General features: G+C 61.5%; 17 protein-coding genes. 6 read left to right on the forward strand and 11 right to left on the reverse strand.

The genetic code is table 11. The features are described from left to right. Positions 1-25: 25 nt before the first annotated feature. The 4 genes from BUE15_RS13310 to mnmD are packed head-to-tail and all read right to left on the reverse strand — an operon-like array spanning position 26 to position 3,135. Entirely contained in the window at positions 26-616 is a 591-nt protein-coding gene (locus BUE15_RS13310; RefSeq protein WP_084549038.1) for a GDYXXLXY domain-containing protein, read from the reverse strand. Beyond that, entirely contained in the window at positions 613-1,836 is a 1,224-nt protein-coding gene (locus BUE15_RS13315; RefSeq protein WP_073285860.1) for a DUF2157 domain-containing protein, read from the reverse strand. The genes BUE15_RS13310 and BUE15_RS13315 overlap by 4 nt, the downstream gene beginning before the upstream one ends. 48 nt (positions 1,837-1,884) lie before the next feature. After that, the gene (locus BUE15_RS13320; RefSeq protein WP_073285863.1) at positions 1,885-2,433 is read right to left on the reverse strand and encodes a hypothetical protein; all 549 of its coding nucleotides are present in this window, start codon (positions 2,431-2,433) and stop codon (positions 1,885-1,887) included. Positions 2,434-2,448: 15 nt separating this feature from the next. After that, positions 2,449-3,135, reverse strand: a complete 687-nt coding sequence (mnmD, locus tag BUE15_RS13325; protein ID WP_073285865.1) for a tRNA (5-methylaminomethyl-2-thiouridine)(34)-methyltransferase MnmC2 — start codon at positions 3,133-3,135, stop codon at positions 2,449-2,451. 143 nt (positions 3,136-3,278) lie between these two features. On the opposite strand from mnmD, the gene BUE15_RS13330 reads away from it, so the two are divergent. From BUE15_RS13330 to rlmN, 3 genes are all read left to right on the forward strand, one after another. After that, on the forward strand, positions 3,279-3,713 hold the full coding sequence (locus tag BUE15_RS13330) for a thioesterase family protein (protein ID WP_073285868.1): 435 nt from the start codon (positions 3,279-3,281) through the stop codon (positions 3,711-3,713). A gap of 34 nt (positions 3,714-3,747) precedes the next feature. Continuing rightward, complete coding sequence (locus BUE15_RS13335) at positions 3,748-4,104, forward strand: hypothetical protein (protein ID WP_139252283.1); 357 nt, start codon at positions 3,748-3,750, stop codon at positions 4,102-4,104. A 178-nt stretch (positions 4,105-4,282) separates the two neighbouring features. Further along, positions 4,283-5,353, forward strand: coding sequence for a dual-specificity RNA methyltransferase RlmN (rlmN, locus tag BUE15_RS13340; RefSeq protein WP_073286070.1), 1,071 nt, complete (start codon positions 4,283-4,285; stop codon positions 5,351-5,353). Between the two features lie 85 nt (positions 5,354-5,438). Here rlmN and BUE15_RS13345 read toward each other — a convergent pair whose 3' ends face one another. Together BUE15_RS13345 and BUE15_RS13350 are read right to left on the reverse strand one after the other, a co-directional pair. Beyond that, positions 5,439-6,122 (reverse strand): hypothetical protein, encoded by a 684-nt coding sequence (locus tag BUE15_RS13345; RefSeq protein WP_139252284.1) that lies wholly within the window; start codon positions 6,120-6,122, stop codon positions 5,439-5,441. A gap of 52 nt (positions 6,123-6,174) precedes the next feature. Then, positions 6,175-7,143, reverse strand: coding sequence for a YihY/virulence factor BrkB family protein (locus BUE15_RS13350; protein WP_073285876.1), 969 nt, complete (start codon positions 7,141-7,143; stop codon positions 6,175-6,177). A gap of 131 nt (positions 7,144-7,274) precedes the next feature. Between BUE15_RS13350 and BUE15_RS13355 the strand changes: the two genes are divergently transcribed. Further along, positions 7,275-8,138, forward strand: coding sequence for a hypothetical protein (locus BUE15_RS13355; RefSeq protein ID WP_073285879.1), 864 nt, complete (start codon positions 7,275-7,277; stop codon positions 8,136-8,138). A 14-nt stretch (positions 8,139-8,152) separates the two neighbouring features. On the opposite strand, the gene BUE15_RS13360 is transcribed toward BUE15_RS13355, so the two are convergent. The 4 genes from BUE15_RS13360 to BUE15_RS13370 all read right to left on the reverse strand — a co-directional run bounded on the left by BUE15_RS13360 (position 8,153) and on the right by BUE15_RS13370 (position 11,175). Continuing rightward, positions 8,153-8,887, reverse strand: a complete 735-nt coding sequence (locus BUE15_RS13360; protein ID WP_073285882.1) for a DUF3891 family protein — start codon at positions 8,885-8,887, stop codon at positions 8,153-8,155. A gap of 109 nt (positions 8,888-8,996) precedes the next feature. Further along, a complete protein-coding gene (locus BUE15_RS21615; RefSeq protein WP_139252285.1) occupies positions 8,997-9,665 on the reverse strand; it encodes a hypothetical protein in 669 nt (222 codons plus the stop codon). A 24-nt stretch (positions 9,666-9,689) separates the two neighbouring features. Then, positions 9,690-10,184 (reverse strand): hypothetical protein, encoded by a 495-nt coding sequence (locus BUE15_RS13365; RefSeq protein WP_073285885.1) that lies wholly within the window; start codon positions 10,182-10,184, stop codon positions 9,690-9,692. 1 nt (position 10,185) lies between these two features. Then, a complete protein-coding gene (locus BUE15_RS13370; protein WP_073285887.1) occupies positions 10,186-11,175 on the reverse strand; it encodes an NAD-dependent epimerase/dehydratase family protein in 990 nt (329 codons plus the stop codon). A gap of 144 nt (positions 11,176-11,319) precedes the next feature. On the opposite strand from BUE15_RS13370, the gene BUE15_RS13375 reads away from it, so the two are divergent. Together BUE15_RS13375 and kbl are read left to right on the forward strand one after the other, a co-directional pair. After that, the gene (locus BUE15_RS13375; protein WP_073285890.1) at positions 11,320-12,387 is read left to right on the forward strand and encodes a patatin-like phospholipase family protein; all 1,068 of its coding nucleotides are present in this window, start codon (positions 11,320-11,322) and stop codon (positions 12,385-12,387) included. Positions 12,388-12,532: 145 nt separating this feature from the next. After that, complete coding sequence (kbl, locus tag BUE15_RS13380; RefSeq protein WP_073285892.1) at positions 12,533-13,780, forward strand: glycine C-acetyltransferase; 1,248 nt, start codon at positions 12,533-12,535, stop codon at positions 13,778-13,780. A 99-nt stretch (positions 13,781-13,879) separates the two neighbouring features. Here the strand turns inward: kbl and BUE15_RS13385 are convergent, their stop codons facing one another. Then, entirely contained in the window at positions 13,880-14,938 is a 1,059-nt protein-coding gene (locus BUE15_RS13385; protein ID WP_073285894.1) for an aldose epimerase family protein, read from the reverse strand. Between the last annotated feature and the right edge of the window lie 22 nt (positions 14,939-14,960).

Raw genomic sequence — 14,960 nt, forward strand, 5'->3', positions numbered from 1 at the left:
GGTGATGCTGGCGGCCTCGGATTGCTTAGGGCATAGCCCGCTCCGCCGGCAGCACCTCTACCTGCGAGATGCGCGCCTGCCCCCACGGCGCCACGCTCACCTGCACCTGCAGCGGCTGCTGGCGCCGGAGCTTGCGGCGGGTTTCTTCGGGCACGTAGTAGCGCTCCAGCCCGTAGCGCAGGCGCATACTGCGCCGCCACGTATCGGCCACCCAGCCGCGCAGCACGGTCTGGCCGGGCTCCACGTCGGGCCGTTCCGGATACACCGCCACCGCCTCAAAAGCCCCCGGACGAGGCTGCAGCACCACGTATACCGGGTCTTTGCGGCGCGGCAGGGTGCTGCCTTTCCAGAGGTGGCCGGGCAGCAGGCTGATGGTGTAGTGCAGCTCCAGATAATCGTTGAAGCGCAGGGCGCGCGGGTCTACGGGCCTGGTGCGCAGCACCACCACGCTGCCGAACCGGCCGGTAGCGTAGCCGGCTGCCGCTACCGCCAGCACAAACAACAGCTGCGCGCCCACCAGCCACAGCAGCCAGCGCTGCCGGTGCGGCTTGGGCAACGGCGGATGGCGCGTAGCCGCTACGTTGTTGTCGGGCGCGGAGGGTAGAGGAGTGCTCATGGCTGGCCGGGAGTTTCGGGCGCGGAAAACGTGTGCGCCGCACGGCGCCGCAAAAACCAGCTCAGGCCCAACAGCAGCGAGCCGCCCAGCAGGAAAAACAACGACTTATCCATGAAGCCCCAGGTCAGCTTGAAGTACGCCACGGCCGTGGTCAGAATGAAAAGCACCGTGCCCAGCGTTACGCGGTCCTGGTTGCGCTCCTGGTGGGCGCGCCACAGCACAGCCCCGGAATACGCGTAGAGCACCACCAGCGTAGCCACGGCCAGCGGCAGCCCGCCCGGCAGATAGAAGCCGGGCAGCAGCAGCAGCCAGTCGGTGGCGCTGCCCAGGCGGCCGCGGCGCTGCTTGCCCCAGAGCGAAAGCGCCAGCACCGCGCCCAGCACGCCCACGTACGCCAGCAGCGGCGGCCGCAGCTCCCCGGTGTAGTCATCTGACTCACCGAACAACGCTAAACCCAACGTAAACAGGAAGGCCGCTACCAGCGGCGGCCCCTGCAATGCCCGACCGGCCGGCCGCTGTTCCTGCCAGTCGCCAAGTGTATATATGAGCATGCCCGGCACGAAAAACCAGGTGATTTTGATGTGCAGATGGCTCACCAGCAGCGCCGTTTGCCAGAGCAGGCCGGTAGCCAGCACCGCACCCAGCAACGAATCGGGGCGGCGCCACCAGTAGTAGCCCAGCCCGCCGGCCGTGAGCACCGCCGTGAGGTAGCTGAATGCACCCAACTGGCCCGTGTTATAGCCCTGCACAATGCCGCCGATAGCCACCGTCAGGATAAACAGAAACCGGCTGCGGTACACCCACGTGAGGGCTACGCCGGCCACAGCCCAGGCTACTAAGCCCGTCAGGTCGTAGCCGATGAGCTGGTACATCTGGCTGGTCAGAATAATGCTGATGCCGAACAGCAGCAGCCCCAATCCCACCAGCCCCATCCCCAACGATTCGTATTGGCGGCGCAGGAAGTATTCGGCGCCGGCGTAGGTGCCGGCCAGAGAGCCCAGCAACAAGCCCAGCCGCACCGCTTCGGGCAGACTCTGCCAGTTGGCCGCCACCAGACTCAGGGCGCTGAGCAGAATCAGGAGGCTCCCGAGCAGCGGCAGCAGCCCGATGGCCGGCCGCTCCTCGGGGTACAGCGCCAGCAGCTGCGCGCGTTGGGCTTCCGTCACGATGCCCTTCTGCACCCATTCCAGCCCATCCGTCTCTAGTAGTTTTCTACTCATAACAGGGCCAACTTACGCATGATGCAGGAAAGGGAAGTCAGCACACTGCTATTCTTCCAGAGAGTTTCGCTGGCTGGCCCAGGCTTTCCGGTCCCGGCGGCGCTGCTTAGCTCGATGGTCTAAGTGCCCCCCGTAGGAAATCCGTTGGTCGCTGCTGAAACATATGACATCCTCTGCGAGACGTGTTCCTTGCCGAATCATCAGGCCGTTGAGAGGGCAGGTGTCGTAGCCGCAGCCGTGCTTGGCGTACGTGCCGAAATTGCGGTGCCGGATGCGCTTTTGGGTCAGGATACGCTGTTGTGCATGGCTGATTTCATCCCACGCAGCTCGTTCATCGGATACGGTTAGCTCCTGGCCCAGCGTGTTGAGGCGGAAGTAAGTTTTGGGGTCCTTTAGCTGCAGAAATTCATAAAACTTCGGAAAAGCCTCCACCGCCGCATCTCGCAAACGTAGCCGCTGCTCCAGATTCAGTTTTTCATTTTCAAGCAGTCCGCGGAATAGCCCCAGTGAGTTAAAATCGGTGTAGCGCCGATGCTGAGTGAGCAGGTGCCGGTACTCGGGTTCGGTGAGTTGGCTAAGGCGACGATTGAGTTTCATGGAGAATATCAGCTGCTACTTCCGCTTCCAGGCGCGCGTCATTTCGCGCTTGCCAGCTGGACCGGGCACTTTTTCTACCTGCCAGCCGGCTGCTTTCAGGCTGCGCCGGAACGAGCCTTTGGCGCAGTAGCTGACCAGGCAGCCGCCAGGCGCGGTAGCCGCGTACAGCTGGGCAAATACCTCATCAGTCCACATATCGGGCTGCTTCTCGGGCGCGAAGGCATCGAAGTAGATAACCTGGTACGTGTCTTCGGCCAGCAGCGTATCCTGCAGGGCACCGGCCATTTTCAGCAGCGCAAACTGCGGCGTGAGGGCCACCGGCGTGCCCCACGAAGCAGCATGAATCTGCTGGTGGTAGTCGAGTAGGTCGGGGTTCAGCAGGTAGCGCTCCACCCCAAGCTGCCCGATAACGGCTTCCGGGAGCGGGTGCTTTTCCACGGTGTCGTAGAAAATAGGGTGCTTGCTTTCCAGGCTGCGCTGCAACGTGAGCAGCGCGTTCAGGCCCGTTCCGAAGCCAACTTCCAGCACCCAGACCATGCCGGTGGCTTTTGAGAGAATGGGCTCCAGCCCCGCTGCCAGATACACGTGTTGGGCTTCCTGCACCGCGCCGTGCGTGGAATGATAATGCTCGTCCAGGGCCGGCACGTACAGCGTGCTCGAGCCGTCGGCGGTAGTGCGGACTTCTACTTTGGGGGTGGACATTGTGGGAGTGGAAAAGGGGGGAGTAGAGCAGGTACGGCGCGACGCCAGAAGAGGCTGAAAAGAAAGCTGTACGGGGCCACTAAACCGCCCAGCCTGCAAGCCATGCGTATGTATACCACCCGCCTACTTTTTGCTTCTACTACATGGCTCGCGTCAAAGTAAATCTACCGGAAACTTTCCTGTTTTCCACCGAACTGTCCATCCGGATTACGGACCTCAACTATGGGGCTCATCTCGGCAACGATGCGCTGCTCAGCCTGCTGCACGAAGCCCGCGTGCAGTTTCTGCGGCATGTGGGCCTCGCGGAGTTCGAGCCGGCCACCGGCCGCGGCACCATCATGGCCGATGTGGCTATTGAGTACAAAGGCGAGGGGTTCTACGGCGACGTGCTGCACATCCAAATGGCCGCCGATGACCTCTCGAAATACGGCTTCGATGTGGTGTACCAGGTGCGCACCCAGGACGGCCGCGAAATAGCCCGCGCCAAAACCGGCATGCTCATGTTCGACTACAAAGCCCGCAAGCTGCAGCTGCTTGGCGAGGAGCTGGCCAGCCGGCTGCGCGGCGAAGCTGGCTAGCGCTGGCCGTGGGTTTCCGTGCTATATTGCTCGCATGAAACGACCGGCTTTGCTGCTGCTCTTGGTACTTGCTACAAGCCAGGCTTTCGGGGAGGCATTCAAAAACGGCACGGTAGTAGACATGCTGGGAGCGGCCTTGCTGCTCATGTTCGGGGCGCCGGTGGCCATTGGGCTGGGGGTGTACGGGCTGCTGCGCCTCACCGACCAGGACTACACGGCCAGTCTGCCGGTGACGCTCTTTCTGACCTGCGTGGCGTGGTGGTTTGGCCTGTTTGTCATGTTTGATATGCCAGCCAACCCGGCCCGGTTCTGGTTTGTAGAGCTGTGTGTGAGTGCAGGGGCCGCGGCGGCAGGCTACTACGGGAGCCGGGAAGAGAAGCCGGAAGCGTAACTGCTCCGGTAGCGCGCTACCGGCAGCAGGAAAGTGTTCCAAGTCTGTTCCGGCTTTTTACCGGCTACGCTCATTTCGGCTGCCTGAGTGGGCACTTTTTTCATATTCAGGGGGTTGAGGCACGTTCCCGCGTTGTAGCGTATCGCTTCGGCGCGCGGAGTTGTATCTTTGCATTATGATGATTGAACTGCCCGTAGTTTCCAAGCGCGACATTCGCAAACTCACCCCCGATGAGCTCAAGACCTTTATGGTAGAGCATGGCGAGAAGCCGTTCCGTGCCAAGCAGGTGAGCGAGTGGCTGTGGAAGAACACGGCCGGCTCGTTTGAGGAAATGAATAACATCAGCCTGGCCACACGCGAGCTGCTGGCCCGGCATTTCGTGATTAACGGCGTGCAGGTCCAGAATCAGCAGCTCTCCAACGATGGCACCATCAAGTCGGCGTTCCGGCTATATGATGGCAACGTGGTGGAAGGCGTGCTCATCCCGCACGACACGCGCATGACGGCCTGCATCAGCTCGCAGGTGGGCTGCTCGCTCACGTGCAAGTTCTGCGCAACAGGCTACATGGACCGCAAGCGTAACCTCGACGCTGCCGAAATCTACGACCAGGTAGTGCGCATTAAGGAGCAGTGCGAAGCCCAGTACGGCACGCCGCTTACCAACATTGTGTACATGGGCATGGGCGAGCCGCTGCTCAACTACGCCAACGTGGTGAAAAGCATCGAGCGGATTACGGCGCCCGACGGCCTGAACATGGCCCCGCGCCGCATCACGGTCAGCACCGCCGGCATTGCCAAGATGATCAAGAAGCTGGCCGACGACGGCGTGAAAGCCAATCTGGCCCTGAGCCTGCACGCGCCCAACGACACGAAGCGCAACGAAATCATGCCCATCAACGAAGCCAACTCGCTGGCCTCGCTGAAAGACGCGCTGAAGCACTACCACCAGGTGACGGGCCGCAAAGTCACCTACGAATACATTGTATTCGAGAGCTTCAACGACACGCTGGAGGACGCCGAAGAGCTGTTCCAGATTTCGAAGTGGATTCCCTGCAAAGTAAACCTCATCGAGTATAACCCCATCGAAGCCGCCGACTACAAAAACACCGGCGAAGTGAAGCTGATGGCCTTCCTGAAATACCTGGCCGACCGGGGCGTGCAAACCAACCTGCGCCGCTCGCGTGGCAAAGACATTGATGCCGCCTGCGGGCAGCTGGCCGTGAAGGAAAAGCCGGAAGTAGCCGCTTAATTCAACGCCGGCTCAAACGCCCAACGGCCCGCCATTCTCAGGAGTGGCGGGCCGTTGGGTTTACAAGCAGTGCGTTTGGGGCAGCTTACTCAACGAACAGGAGCATGATGGAAGGGCATTGCTGCGCCGACTGCGCGCCTACTTTGGTGCCCAGGGCGCGCAGCTTCCCGCTGTCGTTCATGGCATTGGCGCCGTACAGTTGCTGAATTTCCTTGGAGTGCGCTTTGAAGCTGATTTCCAGCTGGCCGGACACCACCGGCAGACGCTTTTCCGAAGAAAGGCCTTTGAGCTCTTTTATGCGGGGCGTCATGGCGGAGCAGAATTCGGCGCTCAGCGTGTTCACCAGCTTGGCTTCCTCCGGCGTAGTGGCTGCTGCCGCCGCAGGAGTCTGGCTTTCACCCAGGCGCATCAACAAAGGATGGCTGACGGGGCAGTCCTGCAGCAGGAGCAGAACTACGCGGCGTCCCATCTGCTCGCCATAGGCGCGGGCCTCGCTGCCCATGCCCCCCACACGGTCCATCAGTTGCTTATCGGAGGTAACGGCCTGGGTGAAGACGCGCACGAAAACCTGTTGCGCATCGGCTTGGGTGAGGCCACTCAGCGGCTTTTTCTTGTTTTCCTGCTCCAGCTGCCGGCACATATCGACGGCTAGCATCTTAAGCATTTTGTGCTCCCCCACCGTGTCGGGAGCTGCGGTTTGGGCGTGGCTGGTAAGTGCGGTACCGAACAGGCTCACGAAAAATAGCAGCGAAAGGAATTGTGTCTTCATTTCCAAAGCTACCATCTTGCCCGCCTATTATCTAGCGGCTGAAGGCTGGGGGCTAGCTTTTCCAGCGGCCCTGGGAACGGGGGCGGCCCGTGGTAATTTCCTCTTTCGATTCTCCTTCCGGGACTTCGCGGGTTTCGATGCGGACGGCGTGGGCCTTGGGCTGCACTTTCTGCCCGAAGGCATCGGCAAACTCCTGGGTGAACTCGGCCCCGAAAAAGATGATGAGCGACGAATAGTTTACCCACAGCAGCAGCAGAATGGCCGAGCCCGCCGCCCCGAAAGCCGAGCCGGGGTTGGCGTAGGCGATGTAGGCCGCAATCAGGTACTTGCCGAGCATGAAAAGCAGCGCCGTAATGAACGCCCCAATGCCCACGTCGCGCCAGCGGATGATGGCATCGGGCAGGAACCGATAGATGAGCGCAAACAGCAGCGAAGTAATGAACAGCGACAGGCTGAAGTCGATGAGCCGGATCAGGACGACGGTGACTTCGGGCAGCAGCCGCTGCAGATAATCGGTGAAGACGGAGAGCATGGCGCTGATAACGAACGAAATCAGCAGCAGCAGCGCCACGCTCAGAATCAGGCCAAACGAGAGCAGCCGGTCCCGCACAAACTGCCAGATACCGTTGCGGGGCTTCACTTTCAGGTTCCAGATGTCGTTGATACTTTCCTGCAGCGTCACGAAGAAGGTGGTGGCCGCAAAAACCAGGGTGCCGACACCAATGATGGCCGCCGCGCCGCCTTTCTGCTGCTTGGTAAACTCGGCAATGGAATCCTGCAGAAACTTAGCCGAGTCGGCACCCACGAAGCCGCGCAGCTGCCCGTACACCTGGCCCGTTACGGCCTCGCCGCCATACATGGAGCTGGCCACCGTGATGACGATGAGCAGCAGGGGCGGCAGCGAGAAAATGGTGTAGTAGGAGAGGGCCGCCGCGTGGCGAAACGAGTTGTTGACCATGAACTCGGCGGCCGTAGTTTTGAAGATATTGACGATATCGGAGAAGCGGTAGTGCGTGGCCATAGAGCAAAAAAATCAGGGGCAAAAGTTCTGCATAGTACGGCCGGAAGGCAAAGGCGTTCGGCGAAGCCAGCCAAAGCAGGCGCTTCTGCGTAGAAAAAACACCTTGTTTCATCCCGCAACGTCTGCCGTCTATGTCCTTTACTTTCCGCTCCACGTCTATTACCCGTCTGTTTGCTGTGCTGGCCGCACCGGCGCTGCTGGCCGGCCTGAGTGCCTGCAAACAGGCCACTGAACAGCCGGCTGCCACCGCTACTACGGATACTACAGTTGTAGCGCGTCCCGACAGCACGGAGCGGTATCCGGCCGCCGACGGGTTCGACCGGGTGGGCTCCGATGTGCAGGCGCTGGCCCTGGCCGACAAGGTGATGCAGCACATGGGCGGCTACGCGGCCTGGCAGCATACCCGCCTGCTGGGCTGGGACTTTCTGGACGGCTCCTATCAGCTCTGGGACAAGCAGACCGGCGACTTTCGGTGGCAGAAAGACAGCCTCGTGGCCCTATACAACGTGGAGCGCAAAGAGGGCCACATCTACAAGGCCGGACAGGATATTTCGGGCACCCTGATTGGGCAGAAGCTGCTGGAAAACATGTACCCGATTTGGGTGAACAACTCCTGGTGGCTGCTGATGCCCTTCAAGCTGAAAGACTCGGGCGTAACGCTCAACTACCTGGGCCCCGGCAGGTTCATGGACAGCACGGCGGCCGAAATGCTGAGTATGCGCTTTCGCAACGTAGGCGTGACGCCCCACAACCGCTACAAGCTGTTCGTGAACCCGCAGACCAGCCTCGTGGAGGAATGGGCCTTCTATAAAGACGCCAACGACTCGTTGCCCGCCTTCCGCCGCCGCTGGGCCGACTACCGCCGCTACGGCCGGCTGCTGCTGGCTTCTGACCGCACCGATGGCCAGGATGGCCGCCGCCTCAACCACATCGTGGCCCTCGACTCGGTGCCGGCCGGCGTCATGACCAATCCGCAGCTGATCCAGCCGCTGTAGAAGCTGCCGGCTGGCTAGGGCTGGGCGCTGAATTGCCAGCGCAGCGTTTCGACAGGGGCTTCGCGCAACGCTGCTGCCAGTTCTGCATCGTCCCGAAACTGCAGCTGCCGCACCTGCAGCGCCTCCACGCTCACCTCAAACTGCTGCTCCCGGAACGGCCAGGGCTGCACCGTTAGCGGGCCGTCGGGCGCCGGCTGCCGCACTTCGTAGCGTTGCCCGTTGGGGCCGGTATATATTTCGAGCGCACGGCCCATTTCCGGCACTTCCTGGCGGCACAGAATCAGGCTGAGCCGGTCGCACCAGTGCAGCAGGTCGTAGGCCTGGCGGGCTTCGGATTTCGTGACTTTAAGCTCCCGCAACCACTTTTTCTGTTGCGCCTGCTGCTCATCCAGAAAGGCCGGCAACGCCTCATGTTCGTCGCGCATATCCTCGTAGAGCGTGCTCAGGTGCATGCTGGTCAGCAGACTGCGCCAGCGCCCCTGAAAGCGCGCGGCCTGCATCAGGCGCGTAGCCTGCTTCAGCGAAAATTCCTTCATCGTGAAGTTGGCCGGTGCCCCCGCCGCCGTAATGCCGTAGTGCCCGTCCCAGTGCTGTTGCTCATCATCGTGCTGGGTGGTGGCGGCCAGTAGGCCCACCCACCGGTCGGGCGGCCCCAGCGGCGGCCACTGCCACGCCAGCTGGGCCGCCAGCAGCGCATGCATCTGCTGATAAATTATCTGCCAGCCATCGGGGGTGTGGTTTACTATCATAGGAGTGGTGTGCTGATACGACGTACTACGTTCATCCGGTGAGGCGCAGACATGCAAAAGCCGCCTCTTCACCCGAAGAAACGGCTTTTGCGAGGGCAACAAACGTATACTACTTTTTACCGCGCCCCTTGGTTTTATCTCTATCCGTTAGGGTGAGAGTAATTGAGCCATTGGGGTCTGTGATGGCTACTGTATCATAAACACGGCCCAACGATTCGGTGTGGGTATTTTCGGTGAAGGTGGAGTTGAATACCACCCGTTGCGCTGGACGAGCTGCCACAGGGACAGTGCCACGCCATACGATAGTTGCTTTGCCTGAAGGGGTGGCAACGAGCTTTTCACGCGTCATGGTTACGCAATCAGTAGCTGCAAGAGCGGGCACGCCCAGTAAAGAGTTAGGAAGACACTGAGTTGATTCCTCCTTCAGCACAAAAGCGCCGTTGCCTCTTTGGGGTACACCGCCGTACGTGTTCTGTGCCCAGGCATTTGTGCCTCCGAGCGAAAGTGCGCTGAACAAGGCAACAGCAGATATTTTTTTCAGGAAAGAGTTCATGGTAATTGGGTGTGAGTGGTAAAAGAGCATAAGCTGCCTGTTCCAATTACTGTACCACATTTTGGCTGATAGCAGGGGGAAATGGTGACAAGCGGAGCTAGTACGGCAAGTGGCTGGTAGGGTTGTTAAGTAGCTGAAAAACCAAAGGAATTTGCTTGCTTCTATCTGATAATCAGTATTTCTATAAATATTGAATCCCGCCGGAGAAGCAGGATTCAATGCCATGGGCCACAGAAAGCAACATTTATATTATGTTCCTTTCTCATTTTTAGATAATGATGTGTCGGCTGCGGCCATACGTTGCAGGAATTGCGCGGTCCAATACGCATCTAACCCAACTTCAACCATACCGACCTGAAATAAGCCGGGTGTGTATTCGGTTTCGCTCAGGGAAGTTGCCTTAAATGGTTCTGGTTGCTGCAGCAGTTCGATATGGCTGTACGGGATTCTGACCAGGGAAGAAAATCCCATGGTGTTGCGGATGACGACATCCTGCGCATCAAAGCCAATCTGCAGTACATCGTTGTACCATATGCCTCCGATGCGGGCAGAGAACTGGACCATGCGCAATACGCCATGCGAGCTTTCATATTGATCCAGCAACTGTGCCCAGCCGGCCTGAAATGGATTGGCAGAACGCACGCTGCCGTAGTAGCGCCGGATGATAGTGCGAAAAAACCAATAGATCAGGTAAACGGCGCCAGCATTGACAACCAGTCCAATCAGGAAGCCAATAACGCCCATGCTACTTCAGCACCACGGCTTCCTTCAGGTGCAGCAGCATGTCGTCGGTCATCTTGTCCAGCGTGAACTGGGGCTGCCAGTGCCAGTCGTGGCGGGCCTGGCTGTCGTCGATGCTGGCGGGCCAGGAGTCGGCAATCTGCTGGCGCGAGTCGGGCTGGTAGGTTACCCCGAAATCGGGGTAGTGGCGCTGAATGCTGGCCGTAATTTCAGCCGGTGAGAAGCTCATGGCGCCCAGGTTGTAGGAGCTGCGCACCGCAATGCTGTCGGCGGGCGCGTGCATCAGGTCCAGGGTGGCCTTCAGCGCGTCGGGCATGTACATCATGGGCAGGTAGGTGTCCTCCTTCAGGAAGCACTCGTAGGCCTCGCCCGCTACGGCCTTGTGGTAGATGTCCACGGCGTAGTCGGTGGTGCCGCCGCCGGGCAGGCTCTTGTAGCCGATTAGGCCGGGGTAGCGCAGGCTGCGCACGTCCAGGCCGTGCTTGCGGCAATACCACTCGCACCACTGCTCGCCGGCCAGCTTGCTGATGCCGTACACCGTGTTGGGGTTCATGATGGTGAGCTGGGGCGTGTTCTCGCGGGGCGTATCGGGCCCGAACACGGCAATGCTGCTGGGCCAGTACACCTGCTGCACGCCCAGGTCTACGGCCGCATCCAGCACGTTGAACAGGCCGTCCATGTTCAGCTGCCAGCCAAACTTGGGGTTCTTCTCGGCCGTGGCCGACAGCAGCGCTGCCAGGTGGTACACCTGCTTGGGCTTGTATTTCTGCACCACTTCTTCCAGCCGGGGCTTATCCAGCACATCCAGCAGCTCGAAGGGGCCGGCTTCCAGGGTTTCGGCGTCTTTGGGGGCGCGCACGTCGGCGGCTACTACATTGGAGGCGCCGTAGATCCGGCGCAGCTCGTGGGTAAGCTCCAGGCCAAGCTGGCCGCCGGCGCCGATAATGAGAACGGTGTCGCCGGGGGTGGCGGGAGAAGCGCTGGAAGTTGCCATGGGCACAGAAAAAAGGGAAGTAGGTGGTGGGGCCCGCAAAGATACGGGAGCCGCCGCGTTTGGTGACGCTGCTGTTTCTGGCGCCGGGCTCTGCAACCCCGGCGCGGCCTGGTAGTATCTTGGCGCTACCATACCAGTTGCCTTATGCGCGCGCTACTCTCTCTGTTTCTATTGTTTCTGCTGGCGGTGCCGGGTGCCGCGCAGGCGGTGCCGGCCCCGCCGCCCCGCTACCGCAACCTCGTGATGGAAGGCGGCGGCATCCGGGGTATTGCCTACGGCGGCGCGCTGCTGGAGCTGGAGCAGCGGGGCATGCTGGCCGGTATCCGGCGGGTGGGCGGCACGTCGGCCGGGGCTATTCAGGCGGCGCTGCTGGCCGTGGGCTACTCGCCGCAGGAGATTATTGAGGTGATGAACAACACACCGGTGCAGCGCCTCAACGACGGCCGGCTCATCTTTTTCGGGGGCAGCACGCGGCTCATCAAACAGTACGGCTGGTACCGCGGCGACCAGTTCACGAAGTATCTGAGCGAGCTGCTAGACCGCAAAACCCACAACCCCGACCTCACGCTGGGCCAGCTCCACGCGCTGGTCCGGCAGGACTCGCTGCACTTCCGCGACCTGTACACCACCGGCACCAACCTCACGCGCCAGTGCGTGCAGGTGTTCAGCCACGAAACCCACCCCGACATGCGCGTGGCCGATGCCGTGCGCATCAGCATGAGCATCCCGCTGTATTTCCGGGCCGTGCTGCTCGATACGCAGGGCCACGTGGTGCGGCAGCCGCCCAAAGGGCAGGCCGTGGAAGTGCTGGTAGATGGCGGCCTGCTGGCTAATTTCCCCATCGATTTGTTCGACAACGCGCGCTACCTGACTGCCATGGCATCCGACACGCTGCCGGCGGCCGGCCCGGTCACTAACCCCGAAACGCTGGGCCTGCGCCTCGACCGGCCCGAGCAGCTGCCCTACGACACGCAGCCCGGTGGCCGCCGGCAGCTGGCGCCCTACGCCATCCAGGATTTCGGCTCGTATATGGGCGCGCTCTACAATGTGGCCATCGAAAACCTGAACCCCGCCCGGCCCGAGGACTGGGCCCGCACCATCAGCATCAGTACGGCCGGCTTCAACCCCAAAATCAAGCGCATGTCGGCGGAGCAGAAACAGCAGCTCATGGACAGCGGGCAGGCGGGGGTGCAGGCGTTTTTTGCGCGTTGATCCGGCTAGCTGCCCGATATTGGCCGTTTTAACCTGCGCCGCGGCTGAAACCGTAGTAGGCTGAGGCCGTGCGCTGACTCACTCAGCGCCTCACGGCAGATAGTATCTTTGCCCGACTTATTCCCATTCACTCATCAAGTAGCCCATGTACACCACCCTCCAGCCCGACCTTACCCAGCAGCTTCAGGAAATCAAGGATGCCGGCCTCTACAAGAAGGAGCGCGTTATTACAAGCCCCCAGGGGGCCGAAATCGAGACGCAGGAAGCCGGCGAGGTGCTGAACTTCTGCGCCAACAACTACCTGGGCCTGTCGTCGCACCCGGAGGTGGTGAAGGCGGCCAAGGAGGCTATTGATACGCACGGCTACGGCATGTCGTCGGTGCGCTTCATCTGTGGCACCCAGGACATTCATAAGCAGCTCGAAGCCAAGCTGGCCGAGTTCTTGGGCACCGAAGACACCATTCTGTACGCCGCCGCCTTCGACGCCAACGGCGGGGTGTTCGAGCCGCTCTTCAACGAGCAGGACGCCATTATTTCGGATGCCCTGAACCACGCCTCCATCATTGATGGCGTGCGCCTGTGCAAGGCCCAGCGCTACCGCTACACCCACAACGACATGGCCGACCTGGAGCAGCAGCTGCAGGATGCCGTGGCCAAGGGCACGCGCCACCGCATCATCGTCACGGACGGCTCGTTCAGCATGGACGGCACCATCGCGCAGCTCGACAAAATCTGCGACCTGGCCGACAAGTACGAGGCGCTGGTGATGATTGACGAGTGCCACTCGATGGGCTTCCTGGGCAAAACCGGCCGCGGCACCCACGAGTACCGCAACGTGCTCGGCCGCGTGGATATCATCACGGGCACGCTGGGCAAGGCGCTGGGCGGCGCCATGGGCGGCTTCACCTCGGGCCGCAAGGAAATCATCGACATGCTGCGCCAGCGCAGCCGCCCCTACCTGTTCTCGAACACGCTGGCCCCGGCCATTGTGGGCGCGAGCCTGCGGGTGCTGGAGCTGCTCACGGAAAGCACCGAGCTGCGCGACCGGCTGGAGGAAAACACGAAATACTTCCGTGAGAAGATGACGGCCGCCGGCTTCGACATCAAGCCCGGCGAGCACCCCATTGTGCCCGTGATGCTCTATGACGCCAAGCTGAGCCAGGATTTCGCGGCCAAAATGCTGGAAAAAGGCATCTATGTGGTGGGCTTCTACTTCCCGGTAGTGCCCAAAGGCCAGGCCCGCATCCGGGTGCAGCTCTCAGCGGCCCACACCCGCGCCCATCTCGACAAGGCCATTGCGGCCTTCATTGAGGTCGGCAAGGAGATGGGGACGCTCAAAGACCCCTCGGCCCAGCAGCCGGAAGCCGGCCAGATTGTGACCAACACGCCCTAAGGCAGCCGAATTTCGAGTAGCTCAGATACCGCAAGGCCCGGCCGGATGCAGTTCCGGCCGGGCCTTGCTATGCCTGGTGGCACGGGCTGGCGGCCGGCTTCAGGGCCGCACGCCAAAGCGGTACTCGGTGGTGGAGTGGAACGTGTCGCCGGGCCGGAGGATGGTGCCGGGGAAGCGGGGCTGGTTGGGCGAGTCGGGGAAGTGCTGGGTTTCGAGGCAGAAGCCATAGTGCGGGCCATACACAGTGCCGCCCTTGCCTTGCAGGCTGCCATCCAGAAAGTTGCCGGAATAGAACTGCACGCCCGGCTGGTCGGTGAGCACCTCCAGCGTGCGCCCCGATACAGGCTCGTAGACCGACGCCGCCAGCTGCGGGCGGGGGCGCTGCTGGTCGGCCAGCACCCAGTTGTGGTCGTAGCCGCCCGGCACCTGCGCTATGCGGGCCCCAATGGCGTGCGGCTGGCGGAAATCGAAGGGCGTATCCTGTACGGGCCGTAGCTCGCCGGTCGGAATCAGCGTGTCGTCTACCACGGTGTAGCGGTCGGCGTGCAGCGTCAGCTCGTGGCCCAGCGCGTTGGGAGCGTGGCCGTGGTTCAGGTTGAAGTAGCTGTGGTTGGTGAGGTTGAGGGGCGTGGCCTGGTCGGTGGTGGCGGTATAGTCGAGGCGCAGCGCATTGTCCGGCGTGAGCGTGTACACGACCTGCACGGTCAGGTTGCCGGGGTATCCTTCCTCGCCATCCGGACTGAGGTAGGTCAGCGTCAGGGTCTGGCCGTCGGGGCCGGTACCGGGTTCCGCGGCCCATATCACCTTGTCGAAGCCGCGCTGGCCGCCGTGCAGGCTGTTGGGCCCGTTATTGCGGGCCAGCGTATACGTCCGTCCATCCAGCGAGAAGCGCCCCTGTCCGATGCGGTTGCCGTAGCGCCCAATCAGGGCCCCGAAATACGGGCCGGCTTTAAGGTACTGCGGGCTGGTATAGCCTTCCACACTGTCGAAGCCCAGCACCACGTCGCCGGGCTGGCCGTTTCTGTCGGGGGTGAGCAGGCTAGTAAGCGTGCCGCCGTAGGTGCAGATGGTGGCCCGCAGGCCGTGGGCGTTGGTGAGCGTATACAGCCGCACCTCGGTGCCATCGGGAGCGTGGCCGAACGTAGTGGAGAGAGACATAGAACGCAGTACGTAGAGAGCG

Source organism: Hymenobacter psychrotolerans DSM 18569, from assembly GCF_900142395.1.
In the GTDB taxonomy this organism is placed as follows: domain Bacteria; phylum Bacteroidota; class Bacteroidia; order Cytophagales; family Hymenobacteraceae; genus Hymenobacter; species Hymenobacter psychrotolerans.